This window comes from Micromonospora parathelypteridis, assembly GCF_014201145.1.
Classification (GTDB): Bacteria; Actinomycetota; Actinomycetes; order Mycobacteriales; family Micromonosporaceae; genus Micromonospora; species Micromonospora parathelypteridis.
Map to the genome: position 1 here is coordinate 671,063 of NZ_JACHDP010000001.1, position 24,851 is coordinate 695,913.

The 24,851-nt window shown below is 70.9% G+C and carries 16 protein-coding genes; 10 read left to right on the top strand and 6 right to left on the bottom strand.

Annotated elements, in window-relative coordinates; genetic code table 11:
- Positions 1-6 precede the first annotated feature (6 nt).
- Positions 7-1,329 carry a sensor histidine kinase gene (locus tag HNR20_RS02855; RefSeq protein WP_184176226.1) on the top strand — a complete coding sequence of 441 codons (1,323 nt, stop codon included), beginning with the start codon at positions 7-9 and terminating at the stop codon, positions 1,327-1,329.
- 88 nt (positions 1,330-1,417) lie between these two features.
- Positions 1,418-2,077, top strand: a complete 660-nt coding sequence (locus tag HNR20_RS02860) for a response regulator (protein WP_184176228.1) — start codon at positions 1,418-1,420, stop codon at positions 2,075-2,077.
- Between the two features lie 40 nt (positions 2,078-2,117).
- Here HNR20_RS02860 and HNR20_RS02865 read toward each other — a convergent pair whose 3' ends face one another.
- A complete protein-coding gene (locus HNR20_RS02865) occupies positions 2,118-2,639 on the bottom strand; it encodes a MarR family winged helix-turn-helix transcriptional regulator (RefSeq protein WP_221309674.1) in 522 nt (173 codons plus the stop codon).
- 60 nt (positions 2,640-2,699) lie between these two features.
- On the opposite strand from HNR20_RS02865, the gene HNR20_RS02870 reads away from it, so the two are divergent.
- The 4 genes from HNR20_RS02870 to HNR20_RS02885 all read left to right on the top strand — a co-directional run bounded on the left by HNR20_RS02870 (position 2,700) and on the right by HNR20_RS02885 (position 6,799).
- Positions 2,700-3,587, top strand: a complete 888-nt coding sequence (locus tag HNR20_RS02870; RefSeq protein WP_184176230.1) for an NmrA/HSCARG family protein — start codon at positions 2,700-2,702, stop codon at positions 3,585-3,587.
- A gap of 96 nt (positions 3,588-3,683) precedes the next feature.
- Positions 3,684-4,682, top strand: coding sequence for an RNA polymerase subunit sigma-70 (locus HNR20_RS02875; RefSeq protein WP_184176231.1), 999 nt, complete (start codon positions 3,684-3,686; stop codon positions 4,680-4,682).
- Between the two features lie 17 nt (positions 4,683-4,699).
- Entirely contained in the window at positions 4,700-5,164 is a 465-nt protein-coding gene (locus HNR20_RS02880; RefSeq protein ID WP_184176233.1) for a DUF6069 family protein, read from the top strand.
- A gap of 150 nt (positions 5,165-5,314) precedes the next feature.
- On the top strand, positions 5,315-6,799 hold the full coding sequence (locus tag HNR20_RS02885) for a family 43 glycosylhydrolase (protein ID WP_184176235.1): 1,485 nt from the start codon (positions 5,315-5,317) through the stop codon (positions 6,797-6,799).
- A 23-nt stretch (positions 6,800-6,822) separates the two neighbouring features.
- On the opposite strand, the gene HNR20_RS02890 is transcribed toward HNR20_RS02885, so the two are convergent.
- The gene (locus HNR20_RS02890; RefSeq protein ID WP_184176237.1) at positions 6,823-8,088 is read right to left on the bottom strand and encodes a prolyl oligopeptidase family serine peptidase; all 1,266 of its coding nucleotides are present in this window, start codon (positions 8,086-8,088) and stop codon (positions 6,823-6,825) included.
- A gap of 189 nt (positions 8,089-8,277) precedes the next feature.
- Complete coding sequence (gene murQ / locus HNR20_RS02895) at positions 8,278-9,171, bottom strand: N-acetylmuramic acid 6-phosphate etherase (protein WP_184176239.1); 894 nt, start codon at positions 9,169-9,171, stop codon at positions 8,278-8,280.
- Between the two features lie 389 nt (positions 9,172-9,560).
- On the opposite strand from murQ, the gene HNR20_RS02900 reads away from it, so the two are divergent.
- Genes HNR20_RS02900 through HNR20_RS02910 form a run of 3 tightly spaced genes read left to right on the top strand, consistent with a single transcriptional unit; the run spans position 9,561 to position 15,233 of the window.
- The gene (locus HNR20_RS02900; protein ID WP_184176240.1) at positions 9,561-11,126 is read left to right on the top strand and encodes a sodium:solute symporter; all 1,566 of its coding nucleotides are present in this window, start codon (positions 9,561-9,563) and stop codon (positions 11,124-11,126) included.
- A gap of 11 nt (positions 11,127-11,137) precedes the next feature.
- A complete protein-coding gene (locus tag HNR20_RS02905) occupies positions 11,138-12,334 on the top strand; it encodes an anhydro-N-acetylmuramic acid kinase (protein WP_184176242.1) in 1,197 nt (398 codons plus the stop codon).
- A gap of 25 nt (positions 12,335-12,359) precedes the next feature.
- On the top strand, positions 12,360-15,233 hold the full coding sequence (locus HNR20_RS02910; RefSeq protein ID WP_184176244.1) for an FAD-binding and (Fe-S)-binding domain-containing protein: 2,874 nt from the start codon (positions 12,360-12,362) through the stop codon (positions 15,231-15,233).
- Positions 15,234-15,250: 17 nt separating this feature from the next.
- Here the strand turns inward: HNR20_RS02910 and HNR20_RS02915 are convergent, their stop codons facing one another.
- Positions 15,251-16,075, bottom strand: a complete 825-nt coding sequence (locus HNR20_RS02915; protein WP_184176246.1) for an SAM-dependent methyltransferase — start codon at positions 16,073-16,075, stop codon at positions 15,251-15,253.
- Positions 16,076-16,255: 180 nt separating this feature from the next.
- On the opposite strand from HNR20_RS02915, the gene HNR20_RS02920 reads away from it, so the two are divergent.
- Positions 16,256-18,586, top strand: coding sequence for a S1 family peptidase (locus HNR20_RS02920; RefSeq protein WP_229687499.1), 2,331 nt, complete (start codon positions 16,256-16,258; stop codon positions 18,584-18,586).
- A 121-nt stretch (positions 18,587-18,707) separates the two neighbouring features.
- On the opposite strand, the gene HNR20_RS02925 is transcribed toward HNR20_RS02920, so the two are convergent.
- Together HNR20_RS02925 and HNR20_RS02930 are read right to left on the bottom strand one after the other, a co-directional pair.
- Positions 18,708-18,989 carry a hypothetical protein gene (locus tag HNR20_RS02925; RefSeq protein WP_184189371.1) on the bottom strand — a complete coding sequence of 94 codons (282 nt, stop codon included), beginning with the start codon at positions 18,987-18,989 and terminating at the stop codon, positions 18,708-18,710.
- Between the two features lie 30 nt (positions 18,990-19,019).
- Positions 19,020-24,809, bottom strand: coding sequence for a WD40 domain-containing protein (locus HNR20_RS02930; protein ID WP_184176248.1), 5,790 nt, complete (start codon positions 24,807-24,809; stop codon positions 19,020-19,022).
- Positions 24,810-24,851: the final 42 nt, after the last annotated feature.

Consider the following 24,851-nt stretch of genomic DNA (forward strand, 5'->3'; position numbering starts at 1 on the left):
GAGCCGATGACGGGGCGTGCGGTGTTCATCCGGCTGTGGGCCGGCATCCGGTCCCTGGCCCGTCCGGTCGGCCAACTGCCGCCGTTGTCGCGCCGGGGGCAGCTGTTCGACGCGCTCGTGGCGCTCGGGCTCGGTCTCGTCGCGATCGAGGCGGGCGTCAACGACCGGCCGTCGCCGGACCGGATCGAGTTCAGCCGGGGCGAACCCCTGCCGGGCCACCTGGTGCCACCGCGGCCACCCGACCCGGTGTGGCCGCCCTTCCTGCCCGTCGAGGATGACGGGACCGGCTGGACGGCGGCCCTGCTCATCCTGGTCGTGCTGCCGCTGCTGTTCCGCCGCCGGTACCCGTTGGGGGTGCTCTGGGTCGTGCTGGCCACCGCCGTGCTGGTCAACGACAACCCGGCCGCGCTGCGGCTGTCCTTCTTCGCGTGCGTCGTCGCCGGCTACAGCGCCGCGGTCTTCAGCCCGTACAAGATTCTGGCGTTGGCCAGCCTGCCGGCGGCCGCGATTCTCCACGCCGGGCTGCAGTCGGACGCCAGCTCGGTGTCCGACAGCTCCGTGCCGTTCCTGATCCTGCTTCCGATCGCGGTGGCGGCCGAGGGGCTACGCCGGTGGAAGCAGCACGCCGACGAGGGCCGCGCGCGGATGTCGGCCATGGAGCACGAGCAGATCGAGGCGCTGCGCCGGGCGACGGAGTTCGAACGGGCCCGGATCGCCCGGGAGTTGCACGACGTGGTGACGCACAACGTCAGCGTGATGGTGATCCAGGCCGGCGCCGCCCGCAAGGTCATGGGGTCCAGGCCCGAGGACGCACGGGCAGCGCTGCTCGCGGTCGAAGCCGGCGGCCGCGCGGCGATGACCGAGCTGCGACACGTGATGGGGCTGCTCACGATGAACGGCGACGTGATCGGACCGGAGGGCGAAACCGATCTGGCGCCGCAGCCAGGGCTCGACGGGTTGGACGCGCTGGTGCAGCGGATCCGCGACTCCGGGGTCGAGGTCGAGCTCGTCGTGCGTGGGCAGCGTGGACCTCTGCCGTCCGGCATCGAGCTGACCGTGTACCGGTTGGTGCAGGAGGCGTTGACGAACACCGTCAAACACGCGACCGGCGCGTCCGTACGCGTGCTCGTTGAGTACGCCGGAGACCACCTGCGGGTGGAGGTGACCGACACCGGCGGCCGAGCCGGCGCGACCGCCGGTACCGGCACCGGGCGAGGGTTGATCGGTCTGCGCGAGCGGCTCTCGGTCTACGGCGGCACCCTGCAGGCGGGCCCCCGGCTCACCGGCGGGTACCGTGTCCAGGCCTTTATCCCGGTGGATCAGTCATGATCGCGGGCAGGGCCGGCAGGGCAGCCAGCACGGGCGGGGCGGGCACCGCGGGCGACGGCCGGACGGGCACACCGATGGAGGGCACGGCATGACCGCAGCGCTGCGAGTGGTGGTCGCCGACGACCAGGCGTTAGTCCGAGCCGGGTTCCGGATGATCCTTACGGCCGACGGGATCGACGTGGTCGCCGAGGCGACGACCGGAGTCGAGGCCGTCGACGCGGTCCATCGGCACCGACCCGACGTGGTGCTGATGGACATCCGGATGCCCGACATGGATGGCCTCGCGGCCGCCCGCCAGATCCTCACCGGCGTTGGCGAGGCGCCCCGCATCATCATGCTCACGACCTTCGACCTCGACCAGTACGTGTACGCGGCGCTGACCGCCGGGGCCAGCGGCTTCCTGCTCAAGGACGTCACCCCGGAGCAGTTGGTGGCCGCCGTCCGGCTGGTCCGCTCCGGCGACGCGCTGCTGGCACCGGCGATCACTCGGCGGCTCGTGCAACGGTTCGCCCAACACGACACCGACCCGCCGGCGATCCACCGGGACCTGAGCGCCCTCACCCCGCGTGAGCTGGAGGTGCTGGGCCTGCTGGCCCACGGCCTGAGCAACGCCGAGCTCGCCGGCCGCCTGCACCTGTCGGAGGCGACCGTGAAGACACACGTCGCCCGGATTCTGGCCAAGCTGGGACTGCGCGACCGGGTCCAGGCTGTCGTCGTCGCGTACCGGACCGGCCTGGTCAGCCCCTGATCGCGCTCGCCCGGACCTGACAGCCTTTCGGGTCGAGGCCTCAGGCGGGCTTCGGTCGGGATCGCAGGCGACGCATCTGGGTGTGGCTGAGGTCATCAGCTCGCTGCATATGGCGGGTGATCACCTCAAGCTCCTCCTCGGTGTGGTCGTCGAGGATTGCCTGCCAGGACTGGCCGAGGTCGTCCCAGACCGCGGTGACACGCTCGAGGCGGTCTGGCACCGGGGTGACCAGCACCCGGCGCCTGTCCTCCTGGTCGGGCGTGCGTCTCACGTAGCCACCACGTTCGAGCCGATCGACGAGGCGGGTCGCCGATCCTGTGGTGAGGCCGGTCATGTCGGCGATCTCTCGCACCGTGCGGGGCGCGGGCGCCGCCGAGAGCAGGCTCAGAAACTGCACGTCGGTCGGGTGTAACCCGAGGTGGTCGGCGATGGCCTGGTTGAACAGCACGTACGAGGCCAGATAGCGGCGGGACGCCATCGACAACTCCTCGTACAACCGGGTCCGACGCGTCGCAGCCATCCGCATCCCATCCCAACTAGTTGCGCCGCGCAGCGATTCCACCTAACCTGCTGCGTGACGCAGTTAATGCGTAACGCAGCTATTCTACCTCCTGGAGAACTCATGCTCACCGTTGCCGTCACCGGAGCCACCGGCGCCCAGGGCGGGGCGACCGCACGCGCGCTGCTGAAGGCCGGCCACCGGGTACGCGCACTCACCCGCCAGCCCGCCTCACCGGCCGCCGAGGCCCTGTGGAACATCGGCGCCGAGGTGCGCCAAGCCGACTTTGACGATCGCGTTTCCCTCGACACCGCGCTCGCCGGATCCGACTCGCTGTTCGCGGTCACCACGCCGTTCGGCACCGACCTCGCCACCGAGGTCCGGCAAGGCAAGGCTCTTGTCGACGCCGCGGCAGCCGCTGACCTCAGCCACATCGTGCTGACCACCGCCGCGCACGCCGACCGCGGCACCGGCGTCCCGCACTACGAGAGCAAGCACCTGGTTGAGCAGCACCTCCGCACCTCCGGCGTGCCCTGGACGGTCATCGCGCCGGCGGCATTCATGGACAACTACGCCACCGGCTGGACCCTCGACGGTCTGCGTACGGGCACATTCGCCTGGCCAATGCCGGTCGACCGGCCACTCACCCTCATCCCGGCGGCCGACATCGGCGCGTTCGCCGCGCTCGTCCTACAGCGCCCCGGCGAGTTCGCCAGCCGTCGCCTCGACATCGCCTCCGACGAGCGCACCCCCGCCCAGATCGCCGAAATCCTCGCCGGTGCCGTCGGCCTCGCGATCACCCACCAGCAGGTGCCCCTGGCCCAGGTCCGACAGCGGTCCGCCGACCTGGCGGCCATGTTCGGCTACTTCACCACCGTCGGCCTGGACGTGGACGTCGCCGCGCTGCGCCGCGACTACCCGGAGGTCGGCTGGCACAGCTTCGCCGACTGGGCAACTGCCCAGGACTGGCCCACGCTGCTGTCCGCCGCGACCACGGACCGCCGCCACTGAAAGCCGTCCACCCCACCGGCCGACCCTGGTGATGAGTTCTCGCGCCCGCACCCGTCACACCTAGGACAGGACACGACGAGACGGAAGGATGACGTGATGAGTGCGGACACGCGGCTGCAGGAGCTGGGCGTGAGCGGGATGGGCGAGGTCGACGAGCCGGCGTTCTCAGGGCTGGCGCAGCGGCACCGGCGGGAGCTGCACGTGCACTGCTACCGGATGCTCGGGTCGTTCGAAGACGCCGAGGACACCGTGCAGGAGACGTTCCTCCGAGCCTGGCGGCGGCGGGAGACCTTCGAGGGGCGGTCGACGTTCCGGGCCTGGCTGTACCGGATCGCCACCAACGCCTGCCTGGACCTGCTCGCCAAGCGCCGTCCGGAGCCCGCGACCGGTGGCGAGGTGCTGTGGCTGCAGCCCTACCCGGACCGGCTGCTCGACGAGCTGCCCGCAGGCGACGCGGACGAGCCGGAGGCCCTCGCCGTCGCGCGGGAGACGATCGAGCTGGCGTACCTGGTCGCGGTCCAGCACCTCGCGCCGCGCCCGCGGGCCGTGCTGATCCTGCGGGACGTGCTCGGCTGGCCAGCGAAGGACGTCGCGGAGATCCTCGGGGACTCCGTCAACTCGGTGAACAGCGCGCTGCAGCGGGCTCGCGCCGGCATGCGGGAGCACCTGCCCGCCGAGCGGCAGGACTGGACCGGAGGTGAGGAGGACGCCGGCACGCGCGACCTGGTGCGCCGCTTCACCGATGCGAGCGTGGCCAAGGACATCGACGGGCTTGCCGCCATGCTGCGGGACGACGTCCGCTGCTCGATGCCGCCCACGCCGGGCCTGCAGATCGGCCGCGACGCGGTGGTGAACGACTGGGTCGCCGACGGCTTCGCGGACCTGGGGCACCTGCGCGCCATCGCCACCTCCGTGAACCGGCAGCCCGCCGTGGCCTTCTATCTCTGGCGGAAGGAGGAGGGCGCGTACCTGCCGCTGACGATCGACGCCCTGCGCATTACCGGCGGGGCGATCACCGAGATCCTCACGTTCCACGACGACCAGTTCCCGCGGCTCGGACTGCCCGCGCGGCTGCCGGCGAACGGCACGGAGTAGTCCCGGTGGCGCGCGACATGAACAGCATCGATGACACCGGGGTCGTCGCCGGCCCGGCGTCGGGCCAGACCCGGCGCACCCATCGACTTCGCAGGCTCGCCGGCACCGGCCTCGTGGCCACACTCGCCGCGATCGTGGCCACCACCCTCGCCGCTGCGCTCGCCCAGGCCGTTGGCGTCGACTTCGAGGTACCCGATGGTGGAGAGGCGATCCCGTTGCCCGGGTTCGCCGTGGTGACCGGCTTCTTCTCGGTCGTGGGCATCGTCATCGCCGGCGCTCTTCTCCGGTGGAGCGCTCGCCCCGCCCAGCGATTCGTGTGGACGGCGGTGTCGCTGACCGTGATCTCGTTGGTCCCGCCCCTCCTCTCCGGGGCGGACACCGCCACCATCACCGCCCTGATCGGGCTACACCTCGTCCCCGCAGCAATCATGATCCCCACCCTGGCGCGGAGCCTCGTGCAGGTCACGAGCAGAATTCCTTGACACATGTCGATGTTAACGCCAACACTATGACCGCTACCCGGGCACAACGCCACCGTCACGTTTCCCGGCCCGCTCGCGCTCCTCCCCCGGCGGGGTGTGTCAGCCGCCCGCGGTGGCGTTGCGGTCGCTCACACACCTCACGGAGGACAGATGCCGCTGCCACTCCCCGGAACCGACCCGGCCACCCCCCGAACCCGTGGGCACCTGCGGTCGGTTGTGGCAGCGGTGTTGGTGCTGCTCGCCCTGTCGGCTGGCCTGCCAGCGGCCGGGCCGGCGCAGGCCGCACCGGCCGTCAACTACACCAATCCGCTGGTGAACCAGCGGGCCGACCCGCACATCTTCCGGCACACCGACGGCTACTACTACCTGACCGCCACGGTGCCGCAGTACGACCGGATCGTCCTGCGACGGGCGACCACCCTGCAGGGGCTGGCGACGGCGGCGGAGTCGACGATCTGGTACCGGCACACCAGCGGAGAGATGGGCGCTCACATCTGGGCGCCGGAGATTCATTTCATCAACAACCGGTGGTACATCTACTTCGCGGCGGGCCGGACCGACGACGTGTGGCGGATCCGGATGTACGCGCTGGAGAACGTCAGCGCGAATCCGCTGACCGGTTCGTGGACCGAACGCGGACGGATCACGACACCCTGGGACACCTTCAGCCTGGACGCCTCGACCTTCGTCGCGAACGGGGTGCGCTATCTAACCTGGGCACAGCAGGAGCCGGGCATCTCCAACAACTCCAACGTCTACATCGCCCGAATGGGTGCCAACCCCTGGCAGATCACGGGCACCGTGACCCGGCTCGTCGTGCCGACGTACGACTGGGAGACCCGCGGCTACCGGGTTGCCGAGGGACCGGCGGTGGTCCAGCGCAACGGTCGCATCTTTCTGACCTACTCGGCCAGCGCCACCGACGCCAACTACTGCCTGGGGATGCTGAGCGCCTCCAGCACCGCGAACCTGCTCGACGCCGCCTCCTGGAGCAAGAGCCCCAACCCGGTGTTCGTCAGCAACGCGGCCACCAGCCAGTACGGCCCCGGCCACAACTCGTTCACCGTCTCCGAGGACGGGCAGAGCGACATCCTGGTCTATCACGACCGCAACTACCGCGACATCACCGGCGATCCCCTCAACGATCCGAACCGGCGGACCAGGATCCAGAAGTTGTACTGGAACGCCGACGGCACTCCGAATTTCGGCATCCCGGTGCCCGACGGTGCCACACCGGTTCGGCTGCGTTCGCATGACCTGGCCAGCAGCTACATCCGGCACTACGACTACCGGGCCCGAGTCGAGCCGAACGTGACAAGTCTGGCGGACTCGCAGTTCCGGATCGTCAGCGGCTTGGCCGGTGGCGCAACGGTGTCGCTGGAGTCGACCAACTTCCCCGGGTACTACCTGCGCCATCGGGGCTTCGCCCTGTACGTCGAGAAGAACGACGGCTCGGCCCTCTTCGGCGGCGATGCGAGCTTCCGTCGCCAGACCGGCCTTGCCGACAGCGCCGGGCTGTCCCTGGAGTCGCAGAACTTCCCGGGCCGATATGTACGCCACCGCGACGGACTGCTCTACGTGGAGGCGGTCAGTTCGAGCGCCGACCGCGGCTCGGCCACCTTCCACCTGGAATAGCCGCCCACCGGGTGGACAATGGATCACCGACGACGGCGGGCCATCCACTGCCAGATGTGGATGCCGTTGAGGCTCGGATCGTTACGGGCCACGTAGATCCAGGACCAGTGGCCGGGGAACTGGTAGCCGTTCCAGACGACATGGTCGTACAGACTGATCAGCGATCCCGGGATGAGGTCATGGGCGTGGATCGTGTTGGTCTCGGGTGGCACGGTGTCGTCGTCGCGGGAGGCGACCAGCCAGGTCGGGGTGTGGATCTTCGCCAGCTCCGCGTCGGTGATCAGCGGCGGGCCGTCCCCGCCGAGCGGTTCGACGACGCCGCAGATCGGCACTGACGCGGCGAACAGGTCGGGATAGGCAACGGTCATCTCCAGGGACATGTAGCCGCCGTTGCTACAACCGGCCACGTAGATCCGGTCGGGGTCGACACGCTTCCGGCGTACGAGGTCCTGAACGATCTCGCGGATCAGCGGGGCGAACCGTGGGCCGTCCTCCATCCAGTAGGAGGTGCTCTGCGGGGCGACGACGTACGCGCCGGAGAAGATCCGCTGCGCCTGCGGAGTGGCGAAGCCTAGCGCCCCGCGGTTGGCGCGCAGCGTGGTCTCGTTGTCGTAGTAGTCGTCGGGCAGCGAGGCGCCCTCGCCGCCGCCGTGCAGCCAGACGATCAGCGGCAGCCGACCGCGCTGGGGCGAGTGGTCGGGCGAGTACAGCCGGTATTTCAGGCCCGAGCCCGAGGCGTGGTAGCTGAAGGCGTCCACCTCGGGGTTCGACAGCCGTGTCTGCACGAAGCGCGTGATGGTGACCGGCGAGCCGTGGCGTCGGACGATCGGGGTGTTCTGCGTGATGGTGTAGACGAGGTCCAGCTGGACGTTGCGGCCTCTGCTCAGGATGTAGCCGAGGGTGCCGCCACCGGGTTGACCTTCGGCGTAGCTCAACTCCAGCACGATGTTCCCGTGCCGGTCGAGCCGGGCCGCGGTCACCGTACGGTCCAGGTCGTACTCGCTGAAGATCTGATCGTCGGGAGCGATCGGGATCGGGCTGGTCGCCTTGGCATGCACGCTGAACGTGCCGGGGGTCAGCCCGGCCGGGTCGATCGGCCCGAGCCGGCCGGTGTCGAGGGTGACCGAGGTGACCTGCTCGCCGCCGTCGAGCGTTCTCGCGTCGAGAGTGAAGCTCACGCTGGTGGGATGGTGGCCACCGGCGTGGGCGGCGAGGCCGGGCAGGGCCAGGCCGATGGCGGCGCCGGCCCCACCGGCCAGGACAGTGCGACGAGTGACAGACGTGGACATGCGGGCCCCCGTACCTGGCTACGTTGATGCTCATCGATGCACCTCAACGTAGCGTCGCGGAGATCCGCTGGCAACACGGAAGGAAGGCCGCCGCCGCTCGCCGCCGCTCCGAAAGCCGCCGAAGCCCGGGTCTGAACCGCCTGTCGTCTCCACCGCCGAAGCCCCGGTGCGCCCGGCGGCCTTTCGTGGTCAGGCCGCGACGGCCGCCCGGACGTCATCGTTGGCGTCGCGCAGGCGCGCGGCGGCCTCCTCGGCGGTGCAGTTCGCGAGCAGCAGCACGATGGCCGTCTTGGCGTGCCCGTGGGCCGCCGCGAGCGCCCGCGTGGCGGTGTCGAGATCGGTGTCGGCGGCCTCGGCGACGATCCGACGCGCCCGATCGACGAGCTTCTCGTTGGTGGCGTTCATATCCACCATCAGGTTGCCGTAGACCTTGCCGAGCCGGGCCATCGTGGCGGTCGAGATCATGTTGCAGACGAGCTTCTCCGCGGTGCCGGCCTTGAGCCGGGTGGAGCCGGTGAGCACCTCGGGTCCGGTGGGCACCTCGACGGCGACGTCGGCGTACCGGCTGATCACCGCGTCGGAGTTGCAGGCGACGGAGACGGTCGCCGCTCCGAGCGCGCGGGCGTGAGCCAACCCGCCGACCACATACGGGGTACGGCCGCTGGCGGCGAGCCCGACCACCGTGTCGCGGGCGGTCAGGCCGATCGCGTCGAGGTCGGCGACGGCGCCGGCCGGGTCGTCCTCCGCGCCCTCGACGGCGACGCCGAAGGCTCCCGCCCCGCCGGCGAGCAGACCGACGACCCGGCCGCGCGGCGTGCCGAAGGTGGGTGGGATCTCGACCGCGTCGAGCATGCCGATCCGGCCGCTGGTGCCGGCACCGAGATAGATCAGCCTTCCGCCCTGGCGCAGCGACGCCACGACGACGTCGACGGCCGCCGCGATGTCCGGCACGGCCCGACGGACGGCCTGCGCGACCGAGCGGTCCTCATCGTTCATCGCGAGGAGAAGTTCGGTGGGGGACATCTGGTCGAGGTCAGTGGTCTTCTCGTTGCGGGTCTCGGTGCCGAGGGTGCTGAGGTCCACGGGTTGTTCGTTCCTCTCGCTGGTGTTCAGTCGCCGGCCGGCGGGCGGTGGCTCGCCGGTGCGGTCGACGTCGAGCGCGTGCTCGCGGCGGCCAGGCTGAGGGCAGGTGGGGACGGGCGCCGGCGATCCGGCAGAACTACGGCGGCAACGCGCCGTTTCGACCGCGCCAGCCTCGGCCGCACGGTGTGATGGTGTGCGCCCAGAATGTCGCTTCGGGCCGCTCCCGGTGCCGACTCGCGGCCGCCGGGCACGTTCTGCTGGGCCACCGTTCCCCCATATCAGCAGGCTGGGACCACAGCGTAACCAGCCCAGACCGGCAGTGGCAAAAAGTTTCGCGTTACCCTTGGCCAACGTCACTTATTGACAGCCCCGCTGGTTGGGAGTTAGCCATGCGTCAACTCGACCTTGTCGTGATCGTGCTGTACCTGGTTGTGATCGCCGTCGTCGGACTGCGTCTGTCCGGCAAGCAGAAATCCGCCAAGGACTACTTCGTGGGCGAGGGTCGGCTGCCGTGGTGGACCGTCTCGTTCTCCGTGGTCGCCACCGAGACCAGCGTCCTGACCGTGATCAGCGTGCCCGGTGGCGCGTACAGCGGTCAGGGCTTCGGCAACGTCGAGCTGGCCCTGGGCTACGTCATCGGTCGCGTCGTCGTGGCCGCCGTGCTCATCCCGCTCTACAAACGGGGTGGCTTCGTCAGCGCCTACCAGTACCTCGGTGAGCGGTTCGGCCTGAAAGTCCAGGGTCTGGCGTCGGTCACGTTCGTCTTCACCCGCCTGCTCGCCGAGGGCGTACGGCTGTTCGCCTCGGCCATCCCCATCAAGCTGCTCCTCGACGAGTTCGGCCTGAACGTCGGCTACCAGGCCATCATCATCGTTCTCACGCTCATCACGGTGGTCTACACCTACCTCGGTGGCATCAAGGCGGTCATCTGGACCGACGCCATCCAGATGGGCCTCTACCTGGGCGGGGCGATCCTGGCCATCGCGGTGCTCAGCCACGCCGTCGGCTTCGACGGCTACTCGCAGGCGCTGGACGCCGGCAAGTTCCAGCTCTTCGACACCAACTTCACGCTCGCGCACGTGCTCACCAGCCCGTTCGCCCTGCCGACCGCGATCATCGGCGGCGCGATCTTCGCGATGGCCAGCCACGGGTCGGACCAGCTGATCGTCCAGCGCATCCTGTCCACCCGCACGCTGCGCGAGGGCCAGAAGGCGATGATCTCCTCGGGCATCTTCGTGGTCATCCAGTTCGCGGCGTTCTCCCTGGTCGGTGCGCTGCTGTGGTCGTACAACAAGGGTCAGACCTTCAAGGAACTCGGCCTGGCGAGCAGCGACAACCTCTACCCGAGCTTCATCCTGCACGCCCTGCCGGTGGGCATCTCGGGTCTGCTGGTGGCCGGCATCCTCGGCGCCGCGATGGGTTCGCTGTCGTCGGCGCTGAACTCGATGTCGAACTCCACCGTCGCCGACTTCATCCACAGCTTCTTCAAGACGGTCCCGTCGGATGACGTGATGCTCCGGCTCGCCCGGGTGATGACCCTGGTCTGGGCGGTGCTGATGGCGATCTTCGCCTGCGCGTTCAGCTCAAGCACCGGAAACGTCTACCTGACCGGCCTGACCATCGCCGGCTACACCTACGGGGCGCTGCTCGGGGCCTTCCTGCTCGGCCGTCTCGTCAAGCGGGCCAACCAGGTCGACGCGGTGATCGCCTTCCTCGTCACCGTGGCGGTGATGACCTACATCGTCCGCTACGTCAAGATCGATGTGACGACGGCCGGGACCACCACCGCCACCGCCATCGCCGCGCAGTGGCTGGTGCCGATCGGCGTCCTGATCACCCTGCTCGTCGGTACGGTGTCGAGCCGGTTCCACCCGGCCCCGGAGACGCCGTACGACCATGGACGCACCGACGAGGTCGACGACGACGCTGCGGCGGCGCCCGCCGGCCGGGCGTGAAGGAGGACCTGATGCGCGTGATCGGCCTGATGTCCGGAACCTCCTACGACGGCATCGAAGCCGCCGCGGCCGAGTTCGACCTGAGCGGCGACACCCTGCGGATGCGACCGCTGGGCCGGCTCAGCCACCCGTACCCCGAGCGGCTGCGCACCCAGATCGCCGCCGCCCTGCCGCCCGCCCCGACCACCACCGAGGCGATCTGCGTGCTGGACACCGGCATCGGCCAGGCCTTCGCCGAGGCCGGCGTGCGGGCCCTCGCGGAGCTGTGCGACGGCCACGCCGACCTGGTCGTCTCGCACGGCCAGACCATGCACCACTGGGTCGAGGCCGGCGTGGTCCGCGGCACTCTCCAGCTGGGTCAGCCGGCCTGGATCGCGGAGGCCACCGGCCTTCCGGTCGTGGCCGACCTGCGCAGCCGCGACGTCGCCGCCGGCGGCCAGGGCGCCCCCCTGGTCGCCCTCTTCGACGCGTTGCTGCTGCGTGGCCTGCCCGGCGTACCCGCCGCCCTGAACCTGGGTGGCATCGCCAACATCACCGTCGTCGCACCGGACGCGGACCCCCTCGCGTTCGACACCGGGCCGGCCAACGCGCTCCTCGACGCCGCCGTTCGTCACTTCAGCGGGGGCGCCGAGGAGTACGACCGGGACGGGCGCGGAGCCGCAGCCGGGCAGGTGAACCCGGTCCTGCTGCGGCGGCTGCTCGACGAGCCGTACTACCAGCTACCTGGCCCGAAGAGCACCGGGAAGGAGCTGTTCCACCTCCCCTACCTGCTCGCCGCCCTCGCCGCCGCGCCCACGCCGGATCCGCGGGACGTGCTGGCCACGCTCACCCGACTGACGGCGGTCACGGTCGCGGGCGCCTGCCGCGACCACGGCGTCACCCGGCTCGTCGTCTCCGGCGGCGGCGCGCACAACCCGACGCTGATGCGCATGATCGCCGACGAGCTGCCGGACGTCCACCTGTCGTCCAGCGACGACCTGGGCGTCGCATCGGACGCCAAGGAGGCGCTGGCCTTCGCGCTGCTGGGCTACCTGACCGTGCACGGGCTGCCGGGCGCCCTGCCCTCGGGCACCGGCGCGCGGCACGCCTCGGTGCTCGGCAGCATCACACCCGGCCGGCAGCCGCTGCGGCTGCCGGATCCGGTCGGCACCGCTCCGCACCGACTGCTGATCGCCGGCCAGCCCTCCGTGCCGCCGGTGGCCGGCTGACCACGTTCCCGGGGAGGACCCACCGATGAGACCCGTCGTAGGAGTACCCACGCCGACCGCGGCCGACGTCCACGCCCGCGAGGTTGCCGAGCTGCTGCGCTCGCGCATCCAGGATCCGACCCGGGCCAGCAACGAGCTGCCCCGGAGGCTGGCGGCGGCGCACGACGCCTCGCCGTACCTGTTCGAGCCGCAGGCCGTGGTGCGCGCCGCCTCGGCGGCCGAGGTCGGGGCGCTGATGGCCGGGGCCCGGGAGGCTGGCGTGCCGCTGACCCTGCGCGGCGGCGGCACCAGCCTCGCCGGGCAGGCCGGCGGTGCGGGCGTGCTGGTGGACGTCCGCACCGACTGGCGGCACGCCGAGGTCCTCGACGACGGCCGCCGCATCCGGCTCCAGCCGGGCCTGACGATCCGGCAGGCCAACGCTCGGCTCGCCCGCTACCGACGCCGGCTCGGCCCGGACCCGGCCAGCGAAGCCGCCTGCACGGTGGGTGGCATGGTGGCCAACAACTCCAGCGGGATGACCTGCGGCACCACCGACAACGCGTACCGCACCATGGAGTCGCTGCGCTTCGTCCTCCCGTCCGGAACCGTCGTCGACTCCGCCGCGCGCGACGCCGACGACCGGCTGCGGGCCGACGAGCCCGAGCTGCACGCCGGGCTGCTGCGACTGCGCGACCGGGTGCGCTCGACACCGGGGTCGCGCGCCACGATCGAGCGGCTGTTCGCGATGAAGAACACCATGGGGTACGGGCTGAACTCCCTGCTCGACCACACCAGCCCGGTCGACATGCTCGCCCACCTGATGATCGGCAGCGAGGGCACGCTCGGCTTCGTGGCCGAGGCCGTCTTCCGTACCGTCGAGATCCACGAGCACGCCGCCACCGGCCTGCTGATCCTGCCCCGCCTCACCGACGCCACCGACGCGCTGCCCGCCCTGCTCGCCGCCGGCGCCCGCACCGCCGAGCTGCTCGACGCAGCCGCACTACGGGTCAGCCAGCGCGACCCGGACGCGAGCCAGGCCCTGCGCGGGCTGACGATCACCGGGCACGCCGCGCTGCTGGTGGAGTTCACCGAGGACAGCGCGGAGCGGCTGGCCGCGACGCTGGCCGACGCCCGGCCCGTGCTCGACCGCCTGCCCGCCGTCACCGGCACCGAGCTGACCCACGACCCGCGCGAACGGGCGAAGCTCTGGCATCTACGCAAGGGCCTCTACACCGCGGTCGCCGGCGCCCGCACCCCCGGCACCACGGCCCTGCTGGAGGACATCGCGGTGCCGATGCCGCGCCTGACCGGCACCTGCGACGGCCTGATCGGCCTGTTCGACCGGCACGGCTACTCGGACGCGGTGATCTTCGGACACGCTCGCGACGGCAACCTGCACTTCATGCTGACCCAGTCCTTCGACACACCGGCCGAGATCGACCGCTACGCCCGGTTCACCGACGACATGGTCGACCTCGTGCTGGCCGAAGGGGGAACACTCAAGGCGGAGCACGGCACCGGCCGGGCCATGGCCCCCTTCGTCCGCCGCCAGTACGGCGACGAGCTGTACGACGTGATGCGCGAGCTCAAGCGGTTGTGCGACCCGAGCGGCCTGCTCAACCCCGGTGTGCTCCTCAACGACGACCCGACCGTGCACCTGCAGCAGCTCAAGGCCGTCCCGACCGTCGACCCCGAGCTGGACGCCTGCGTCGAGTGTGGCTACTGCGAGCCGGTCTGCCCCACCGCCGACGTCACCACCACGCCCCGGCAGCGCATCGTCCTGCAACGGCAGATCGCCCTCGCCACCGCCGCCGGCGACGAGGAGCGCCGCCGGGAGTTGACCACCGACTACGCGTACAGCGCGGTGGACAGCTGCGCCGCGGACAGCCTCTGCGTCACCGCCTGCCCGGTCGGCATCGACACCGGCGCGGCGATGAAACGGCTGCGCGCCGAACGGCACAGCCCTCTCGCCCAGCGCACCGCCCGCAGTGCCGCTCGGCACTGGAAGACCGCCGTGGCAGGCGTCCGGGTGGGCCTGAACGCCGCACACACCGCGCCGACCCCACTGACCCGCGCCGCCACCGGGGCGATCCGTGGGCTCGGTGCCACCGAACTCATGCCTCTGTGGAGCGACGACATCCCGCGCGCCGGCGCTCCCCGCCCCGCACCGCGCAGCGCGTCGGACGCACAGGCGGTCTTCTTCGCGGCCTGCATCGGCAGCATCTTCGCCCCGGAGGACGGCTCCTCCGGCGGCTCGGCGGCGGCGTTCCTGCGACTGTGCGAACTGGCAGGGGTGCCGCTCGTCGTACCGGCCGGCACCGCGGGCCTGTGCTGCGGAACGCCGTGGCAGTCCAAGGGCTACCCCGCCGGTCACCGCGAGATGGCGGAGCGGACCCTCGCCGTGCTCTGGGCGGCCAGCGACCAGGGTCGCCTACCCGTCGTGTGCGACGCGTCCTCCTGCACGCACGGGCTGGCGCAGCTGACCGATGCGCTGGCCGAGGAGGACCGGGCACGTTACCGCGCTCTGCGCTTCGTCGACAGCGTTACCTTCACCGCCGAACACCTCCTGCCGGCGCTGCCGGAGCCCCGGCGGGTGGGCTCGATGGCCCTGCACCCCACGTGTTCCACCGTGCACCTGGGCGGCATCGACGACCTGCGCACGGTGGCCCGGGCGGTCGCCGACACCGTGACCGTGCCGGACAGTTGGGGGTGCTGCGCCTTCGCCGGCGACCGAGGGCTGCTGCATCCCGAGGTCACCGCCAGCGCCACCGCAGCTCAGGCCGCCGAGGTCAACCAGCGCGGGTACGACGCGTACGCCTCCTGCAACCGCACCTGCGAGATGGGCATGAGCCGGGCCACCGGGCAGCCGTACCGACACGTGCTCGAAGTTCTCGTCGAGGCGATCGAGCCGCCAGCTTAGCCAGCGGCCCGCATCCGTCAGCGTTTGCGGGCCACCCCGGCGAGCATGGTGTAGTAGGTCTCCTTCTGCTCGGCCACGGCCTCGCCGTCGGGCCGCCACTCGGCCAGCGGCACCAGCCCCGGCTCGATCAGCTCGAAGTCGCCGATGAACGCCTCAATCTCCGCACGGCGGCGCCAGCGCCCGGTGCCCAGGCTCTCGTTGAACACCCGCTCGGCCTCACCCACCCTCGCGGACGTCTCCGGATGCTCCTCGGCCGGATCCCAGAAATGCGTGATCCCCAGATGGCTGCCGGGCGGCAGCGCGTCCCGCAGGGTCTCCGCGATCCCGGCCGGATCCTCGGCGTCGTGCAGGTGGTGCAGGACCGAGAAGAGCAGCAGACCGATCGGCTGGGTGAAGTCGAGCCTCTCCCGCACCACGGGGTGCTCGAGAATCGCCTCGGGGGAACGGATGTCCGCCTCGATCAGCGCACTGGTGCTGTCGCCGGCGAGCAGCGCGTGCCCGTGCACGAGCACCGACGGATCGTTGTCGACGTAGACGACCCGCGCCGCCGGATCGACCTCGTGCGCGACCTGGTGCACGTTGGTCTCGGTGGGCAGCCCCGAACCGATGTCGAGGAACTGCCGGATGCCGGCTTCGGCCGCCAGATAACGCACCGCTCGGCGCAGGAGGGCCCGGCACGCGCGCCCCGCCTCCAGCCCGTCCGGCGCGATCTCCAACGCGCGCTGCGCGACCATCCGGTCGATCGCGAAATTGTCCTTGCCACCGACCATGAAGTCGTAGACGCGGGCGATGCTCGGGGTGGTGATGTCAACGCCGGGGGGTGCTACCTCTTCTGTGGCCATCGGACGCCCTCCCTTGTGGAATTCAACGACCCGGCATCGAGAGTAATCGAGGAAGGTCGCTGCGGTGAGCCGTAGTCAACCCCGGCGCTGATGACGGACACACCAGGTGACAGTTGTCTTCTACTGTGGCGGTGATCGATACCTCCGCGACTGGGACCTTCAAATATCTGGGAGTATGTCTTGCCTGGTAGACACAGCCGGATCGGATGGACGGCTGCCCTGGCCACGCTCGCCCTCGCCACTGGTTCGCTGACCAGCGCCTCGGCCTATGCGGTCGGTGGCGGCGCTGTGCCCGCAGACGGCAACTACGGGTTCGTGACGAAGGTCGACTTCGGTGGCGTGCAGAGTTGCAGCGGTGCACTGATCGCCCCCGACTGGGTGGTCACCGCGAAGGGCTGTCTGATTGACGACGGTCAGCCGGTCACCGCCGGGGCACCTACCCGGCCCACCACGGTGACCGTCGGCCGTCCCGACCTGGCCACGACCGCTGGGCACGTCGTCGCGGTCACTCGGGTGGAACCGCACCCGGACCGTAATCTGGCTCTGGTCGAGTTGGCCGCCCCGATCACCGACGTCCCCGTGCCCAGGTTGGGCGCCGCTCCCGTCGCTGGCGAGATACTCCGGGTGGGCGGCTACGGACGGACCGCCACCGAGTGGATCCCCAACCAACTCCGTACCGCCACGTTCATCGTCGACGCGGTTGCCACCACCACGCTCGACATGGTCGGCACCTCGACCGAGGCGACCATCTGCAGGGGTGACGCTGGCGGGCCCGCTTTTCGGGAGGTCGGCGGGCAGATCGAGCTGGTCGCGATCAACCACACCTCCTGGCAGAGGGGTTGCCTCGGCGAGACGGAGACCCGCACCGGGGCGACCGAAACCCGGGTGGACGACTTGGCCGACTGGCTCGCGCAGGTTCGTGTCACGCAACCGTACGACCTGTCGTCTCCCGTGGTGGGTGAATTCAACCGGGACGGCTACCAGGACCTGATCGGGGTCGATCCGGCGACCGGCAAGCTCTGGTTGTATCCCGGCACTGCCGCTCCTGACACCTGGGGCACCCGGATCCTGGTCGACACCGGGACCACGGACTGGAACCGGATGACGAATCTGGTGGTCGGTCGATTCAACCGGGATGCCGTCGACGATCTGATCGCCGTGGAGAGCAGCACCGGGCTGCAGTTCCTCTATCCGGGGACCGCCACCGGCATCGCCTGGGGCACCCGGATCCAGATCGGGACCGGCTGGCTGACGATGAGCAAGCTCGTCAGTGGCCGGTTCAACCGGGACAGCTACGACGACGTGATGGCTGTGGAGATCTCGACCGGGAAGCTCTGGCTCTACCCGGGGACGGCCGCCGGCGGCAATCTGGGTACCCGTGTCGTATCCGGCAACAGTGGCTGGAACGCGATGAGCAAACTCGCCAGCGGGCAACTCAACCGGGGCGACACCTACGACGACCTGCTCGCGCTGGAATCCGCGACCGGCAAGCTCTGGCTCTACCCGGGGACCGCCGCAGGAACCACCTGGGGCACTCCGGTCCTGGCCGGTAACAGTGGCTGGAACGCGATGAGTGGCATTGCGGTCGGCCGGTTCAATACGGACGCCCACGACGACCTGCTCGCGGTCCAGGCGGACAGCGGCCAGTCATGGCTCTACCCGGGCATCACCGCGGGAGTCACCTGGGGCACCCCAGTCCCGCCCGGCGGCCGCAAGCCGGCTCCGCAGCCGTACGGGCTCAGCCAACTCGTCGTCGGTGAGTTCAACCGGGACGCCTACCAGGACCTGATCGGGGTGGAGACGCTCACCGGCCGACACTTCCTCTACCCGGGCACCGCCACCGGCCTCACCTGGGGCACCCGAATCCAGATCGGGACCGGCTGGCAGACCATGACCAAGACGGTAAAGGGCCGGTTCAACCGCGACAACTACGATGACCTGCTCGCAGTCGAGTTGGCCACCGGCAAACTGTGGCTCTACCCCGGCACCGCGACCGGCGGCAAGCCGGGTGACCGGGTCGCGTCCGGCAACAGCGGCTGGAACGCGATGAGCAAACTCGCCAGCGGCCGGTTCAACCGGGACGCCTTCGACGACCTGCTCGCAGTCGAGCAGGCCACCGGCAAACTGTGGCTCTACCCCGGCACCGCCGCCGGCACCACCTGGGGCACCCCGGTCCTGGCCGGCAACGGTGGCTGGACCGCGATGGGGGAACTGCTGGTCGGGCGGTTCAACCCGGACGAGTATGACGACCTGCTCGCAGTCGAGCAGGCCACCGGCAAACTGTGGCTCTACCCCGGCACCGCCGCAGGCACCACCTGGGGCACCCGAGTCGAGATCGCCGGAGACACCTGGGCCACCCGCAGCGAACTGCTCACCGGCTCGTTCACCCGCGACAACCACGGCGACCTGCTCCTGGTGGACGACGCCACCGGCAAACTGCTGCTCCTCCCCGGCACCGCTTCGGGTGCCACCACGTGGGCACCGGCCATCGAGGTCGGCCCAGGTAACTGACGACCAGAAGGCCGTGGCATCGGGGCGGAACCGGCCCCCTGCCACGGCCTTCTGTTCTGTCCACTCAGGTCGAAGGGCGCGTCTCCGTCAACCCGCACCGACAACGGTCACCATCGGCAGGTCAGCCGGTGATCACCGGCCAGGCGTAGGCGAGCACGGCGCAGGCAGCACCCAGGAGGGCGAGCGAGACACCTCGAGTGCGCAGTGGCAGGGCGGCGAGCGCGATCAGGATGACGGCGACGACGTAGAGAAATGCCTGGACCGACATGGGGCGCTCCTCGATCAGAGAATTGATGGCGCTGACTCTAACCGCGGAGTTGCCCCCGTGCTCGGTATCGTCACCCGCGCTGGCCACGACGGGGTTGATCTGCGCCAACGTGCCGGGGGGCAGCGCGTACTCCACCGCCCCCGCTGACCGGGATCGCGCCGGTCCTCAGAAGGGAGCGTCCACCGCCAGCCGGCGCACCTGCGTCAGGTACGGGTCCAACTCCCCCACCTCGAACCGGCAGGTGCCGATGACGTGCCAGAACTGGTTGGCCGGATCACCGTCCAGCTTGTACCGCCCGTCCGGGCTGACCGCGGCCCAGCCCTCCGGCAGACCGATCAGGGTGGAGCGCAGCTGCGCGTGCTCCGGATCCGCGACGTCCCAGAGCCGCACGGTGCCATCGTCACCCGCGCTGGCGAGCATGCTGCTGTCCGGGCTGAACGCCACCGACCAGACGCGTCGGGTGTGCGCTGCCAGGGTGCCGTGCAGCCGGCCGGTGCCCGGATCCCACAGCCGGATGTTCAGGTCGTCCCCGGCGGTGGCGAGCAGTGCGCCGTTCGGGCTGAACGCGCAGGACCAGAGCCGGCCGGTGTGCGCGGTGAGCACGTTACGGCGCTCGCCGGTAGGGGCGTCCCACACCACCGCGGTGCCGTCGTTGCTGGCGCTGGCGAGCAACGTCCCCTCGTTGTTGAAGCACACCGAGTACACCCGGTCGGTGTGCTGCTCCAGGGTGTGGCGACAGGTCGCGGTGGCCGCATCCCAGAGCCGGACGAGGTGGTCGTCGCAGCCGGTGGCGATGACCTCGCCGTCCGGGCTGAACGCCACCGCCCGAACCCGCCCCCGGTGCGGGGCGAGGGTGGCGAAGTGCCGACCGGTACGCCTGTACCACAAGCGGACCGTGTCGTCGTCGTTGGCGGTAGCGAGCGCGTCGCCGTCCGGGCTGAACGCCGCTGCCCAGACATGGTCGGTGTCCACGTTCAGCTCGCGTTCGTGGGCCCCGGTCTCGGAGTTCCACAGGTGCACTCCCCCGTCGCCGCTCGGCGCGGCGACCAGCGAGTCACCCGGGCTGAACACAGCGGCGAGCAGCCGGTCGGCCGGACTGGCGAGCTGTCGGACCAGCCGCCCGGTACGCGGCTCCCACAGCCGCACCACACCGTCGTTACCGCAGGCGGCCAGCACCTCGCCGTCGTCCCGGAAGGACAGCGACGTGATCCGTCGTCCGTGTCCACGCAGGGTGTGCTGAAGCTGCCCGGTCCGCGCGTCCCAGAGCCGGGTGGTGCCGTCGTTGCTGCTGGTCGCCACCTGAGCCTGGTCCGGCCGGAAGACCACCGGCCAGACCGAGCCGCGGTGCCGGGTCAACTCGTGCCGAAGCTGGCCGTCGGCGGTGTCCCAGAGCTGGATCGCGCCGTCGCTGGCGGCCGTGGCGAGCGTGGTGCCGTCGGCGTTGAACCGGACGCTGTAGATCGCGCCACGCTGCCGGGTCAGCACCCGCACCGGGCGGCCGGTCTCGACGTCCCACAGTCGCAGCGCACCATGCGTGTCACCGGTGGCCATCAACGCGCCATCGGGATGCACGTCGAGGGCGTACACGTCGGCCTCGTGGCCACGCGGTTGGCTCAGCAGTTCCCCGTCGGTGGCCCGACGGATCCACACCCGGCCGTGCTGGCCGACGGCGACCAGCGCCCGGCCGTCCGGGGTGTGCACCACCCGGTAGACCACCTCTGGCTCCCGAACCTCGAAGGCGAGCTCGCCCGAGGCGATGTCCCAGCCGCGGAGCACGCCCGCACTGTCCACGACCACGACCCGTCGGCCGTCCGGGCTGAACGAGGTGCCCCAGACGGGCGCGGCATGTCCGGGCCACTCGTGGCGCAGCCGGGCGGTGCGGGTGTCGTAGAGCCGGACCACACCGGCCGCGTCGCCCACCACCAGCCGACCCCGCGCGCCGTCGGTGAGCAGCGGCCACACCCAGCCAGCGAAGACATCCTCGATGACGTGCCGCACGTCGCCGTGATCGGCGTCCCACAGCCGGACGGTGAGGTCGTCCGCGCCCGTGACCAGGTGGTGCGAGGCGGCGTCGAAGCGGACCGCGTACACCCGACCCCGGTGACCCTGCAGGGTCCGCACCGGCAGGCCGCTGGCCGTGTCGCAGATCAGCACACCGCCGTCGTCGCTGCCCACGGCCAGCACCGTGCCGTCGGGACTGTAGGCCGCCGGCACCGGCAGCCGACCCACCTCGAAGCCGTACGAGACGCCGACGGCGGGCGGTGCCAGGCCCGGTGTCACCGGACGGCCCGGGGCGATCACCGCGCCGCGCAGCTCCGGTGCCCGCAGCAGCGCGGCGTCAGCGTTCACGTCGATCAGCGCTGCCCGCCGCCAACTACTGCCGGCAACCTGCGCGTTGCGCAGGTCGGCCCGGAACAGACGGGCCCCGGCAAGCTCGGCCGAGCGCAGGTCGGCCCCGGCGAGGCGGGTCTGGTCCAGGCGGGCGCCGCGTAACCGGGCGTGTACCAGTCGAGCTCCGGTCAGGTTGGTGGCGACCAGGCGGGTGTCGGTCAGATCCGCGCCGGTCAGATCCGCCTCGGCCAACTCCCGATGGGACAGGTCCTCACCGCGGAGCACCGCGCCCCGCAGATCGGCCCGGTCGGGCAGCCGCAGCCAGGCGCTGAGCCGCAACGCGTTGGCCCGAACCGTCTCGCCGGCCGTCTCGTCGCCGAGCACCCGCATCGCCCAGGCGGTGCTGCGGGCCGAGTCGGCGAGGTCGCCGAGGAACTCCACCGCCAACGCCGACAGGGGGCGCGCCGCCAGGGCCGACGGTTCCTCACCCTGGTTGAGCTGAGTGGCGATGCCCTCGGCGACCAGCCACTCCATCACGGAGGTGTGGATGAACCCGAACAGGCCGTCGTCGGTGCGGACCAGCAGGCTGCCCGCGCCCACCGCGTGCGTCGCCTGCGATGCGGATAGCCGGGACTCGACCAGCCCGGCAAGCTGCTCGGCGGTCTCGGCCAGCTCGGCCAGGCGCAGGTACGACTCCCCGCTCTCCCAGAGCTGGAACGCCAACCGGCTCACCGCCTGCCAGAGCTCGGGGCGGCGCAGGCCAACCGTGGCGCCCGGCACTCCCTGGGTCCGTCGCTCCTCGAAGTCCAGCCAGGATTCCAGGATCTCCCGGTAGAGCGCAGCGGCGCTGAACGTGCCCCCGGCGCCGGCGACTGCGGTCAGCCGTCCCTCGTCGAGGCCGGCGATGAAACCGAGCATGCGCGGGTTGCGGGAGAGGCCGAGCAGGTCCTTCACCCCGCCGAGCAGATCCATCCGCTCCCGGGCGGCCCGCTCGTCCCCGCCGTAGCGGTGCCGCAGGAAGTCCTTGATCTGCCCGGAGGTGAAGTCCTCGATGGCCAGCACCCGCCGGTGCGGCAGCATGCCCACCCGCTCACCGAGGGCGGTGAGCACCTGTGAGTTGGTCTTGAAGTGCTGGGTGCGGCTGCTCACCACGACCTTGGCGTTACCCTCGGCCGCCTGGAGCAACGTCTCCAGGTGGTCCGCCGCCCGGTCGTAGGTGACCCGGGCCACCAACTCGTCGAAGCCGTCGAAGAGCAGCACGATCCGCCCCTGCCGGAGCATGTAGCGGAACGCCTTGAGGTCGATCACCTGCTCGCCGTGGTTCGCCAGGTGCGCGGCGACCAGCCCGTCGACCGAGTGCGCCTTGTCCAGCGAACCCAACTCCACCAGGATCGGGATCAGGTCGGGCGCGGCGGTCGGCAGCCGGCGGGCAACCTCGCGCATCGCGAACGTCTTTCCCCGGCCGAAGTCACCGAGCACCAGCACGAACCGACCGTCCGGCGCGGAGACAAGCTCGAGCAACTCGTCCACCACGTCCTCGCGGACCTGCTGGTCGGTGCCGACCAGATGGCGGTAGCGCTGCGGCACGTACTGGCCGGGCGGGTAGAGCCGGTCGGCCTGCAGCCGTGCGGTCTGCGCGGCCACATAGTCGCGTAGGTCGAGCAGCCCCTGGAACTCGGTCAGGTGCAGCACCCGTACGCCGCGCCGCTGTGCCTCCTCGGCCAACCCGCGCGGAACCCGGTCGCCGTCGTAGACCAGCTCGGACGCGATGTCCGGGTCGGTTGCGTGCACCCGCCGGGCGAAGTTGTCGAGATCCGTGGCGGTGGGGGTGCCGATGAACGCCCCGACCCGCTGCTGCCGGACCACCCCGTCGGCGCGGTAGGTGACGAACAGGTGCGGCGGCTCGGCCGCCACCCTGCGGACCAGCACCCGGTCATGGCGCGCCTGGCAGACCTCGGCCAGCCGGTCCAGCAGTCGGTCCAGCGGCGCCACCGGGAGCACCGCCGGCGTACTGGCCGCCGCATCCTGAGTGGCCCCCTCGACGGGGGTGGGCAGCCGCGGGTCGGGCACCTGAGCCGGCCCGGCAGCCCCGAACGTCGCCTCAGTCCGCGACCAACGGATGGCCGTCGGCTCGCCCACCTCGTGCCGGTCGTCACGGCCGAGCACCCAGCGGGTCATCCCGTCGGCGGCGAGCCGGAGCACCTGCGCCCGGCCGTTGTGGGACGCGGCGGCCAGCGGCACCACCGAGTCGACCCGGACACCCGTCGGCGCGGCGTCGGTGAGCTGCAGGTTGAGCATCGGCCCGAGCAGGCGGTTGAACGATCCCCGATCGCGCAGCGTCACCCCGTCCAGGACCGCCGCCTCGTCGGCGTACGGCGTGCGCGGACCGGGGGCGTGCGCCATCGCGCCCAGCCGCAGCCAGCCGGACTGCTGGTAGTGGCGCAGCCGCTGAGCGAACCAGGTGGACTGGGCCTCGCCGAGGAAGCCGTACCGGTCCTCCTCGCGGTGGGTGACGGCGACGGTGGAGTTCAACCCGGCCACCACCACCCGCAGGTCCGGCACCGGGAACAGCGTCCAGGGTTGTTCGCTGTCGAAGAGCCGGTCCTCGAGACCCTGGTAGAGGTCGTCGAAGAGCCGCGCGTAGTGCCGCCACTTCGGCCAGTACGGCGGCTGCGGGTCGACGTCGTCCGCCTCGCAGGTGGCGAAGTACGCGCGGCTCGCGGCCATCGTCACGTCGCGCGGACCGGGCACCACGATCAGGCGGTGCGGTTCCAACCCGAGCAGCACCCGCAGCCCGGTGAGGAAACTCAGCGCGCTGGAGAACTCGCGGGGGCTGCCGGACTCGGTCAGGTTGCCCGCCACCACCAGCAGGTCGGGTCGGGGCACCCCGTCGTTCATCAGCAGGGTGAGGTCACCCATCAGATGTTCCTGGAGCTCTCCCGGGGTGACCGGCGCGCCTCGCTCGATCATGCCCCGACCGAACCGCGGCCCGGCCACCTGGAGCACGGTCAGCGCCGTCCGCACGGTCGGCACGGCCGCCGAGGCGGGCGGGAACGGTGGCGGGTTGATCGGGGTACGGCGGGCCCGGCGCGGCGCGGGCGGGCCGACGACGGGTGCGGAGAGCACCCCGGCCGGGTCGGCGGGATGGTGCGGGAAGGCGGGTTGCCGGACGGGCTTCGCGCGGCCGTCGAGCGCTTCGAGGAGCCGGTCCAGCACCCGGGAACGCGCCTGCGTGGGGTCGGTGACCCCGACCAGGTCGACGTAGGTGATGGTGGCGAGCAGGCCATCGATCGGGCAGTCCTCGACCCGAACGGTGACCAGCTTGTTGCCGGTGCCGTCCGGGTCGGCGCGCAGCGCGGCCTGCCACTCCAGCTTTCCGTACGTGGAGTGCAGGTAGCGTTCGGACAGGACGGCGACCACGACCGCGGCCTCTCGGACGCCTCGGTCCATGAAGTCGATGAAGTTGGTGCCGGCCACGAAGTCCCACGCCTGGAGCAGGGTGCGGTAGCCGGCAGCCTCGAACTCCCACGCCAGCCATGTCGCCCAGCGCTCGTCGGCAGGCGAGTAGCTGATGAAGAAGTCGATGGGGCGGTCGGACCGGGTCGGTTGCGTGCCTACAGCCACCTCGCCATTATGGCCACCCTCCGTCAATTCGTCGCCACCATA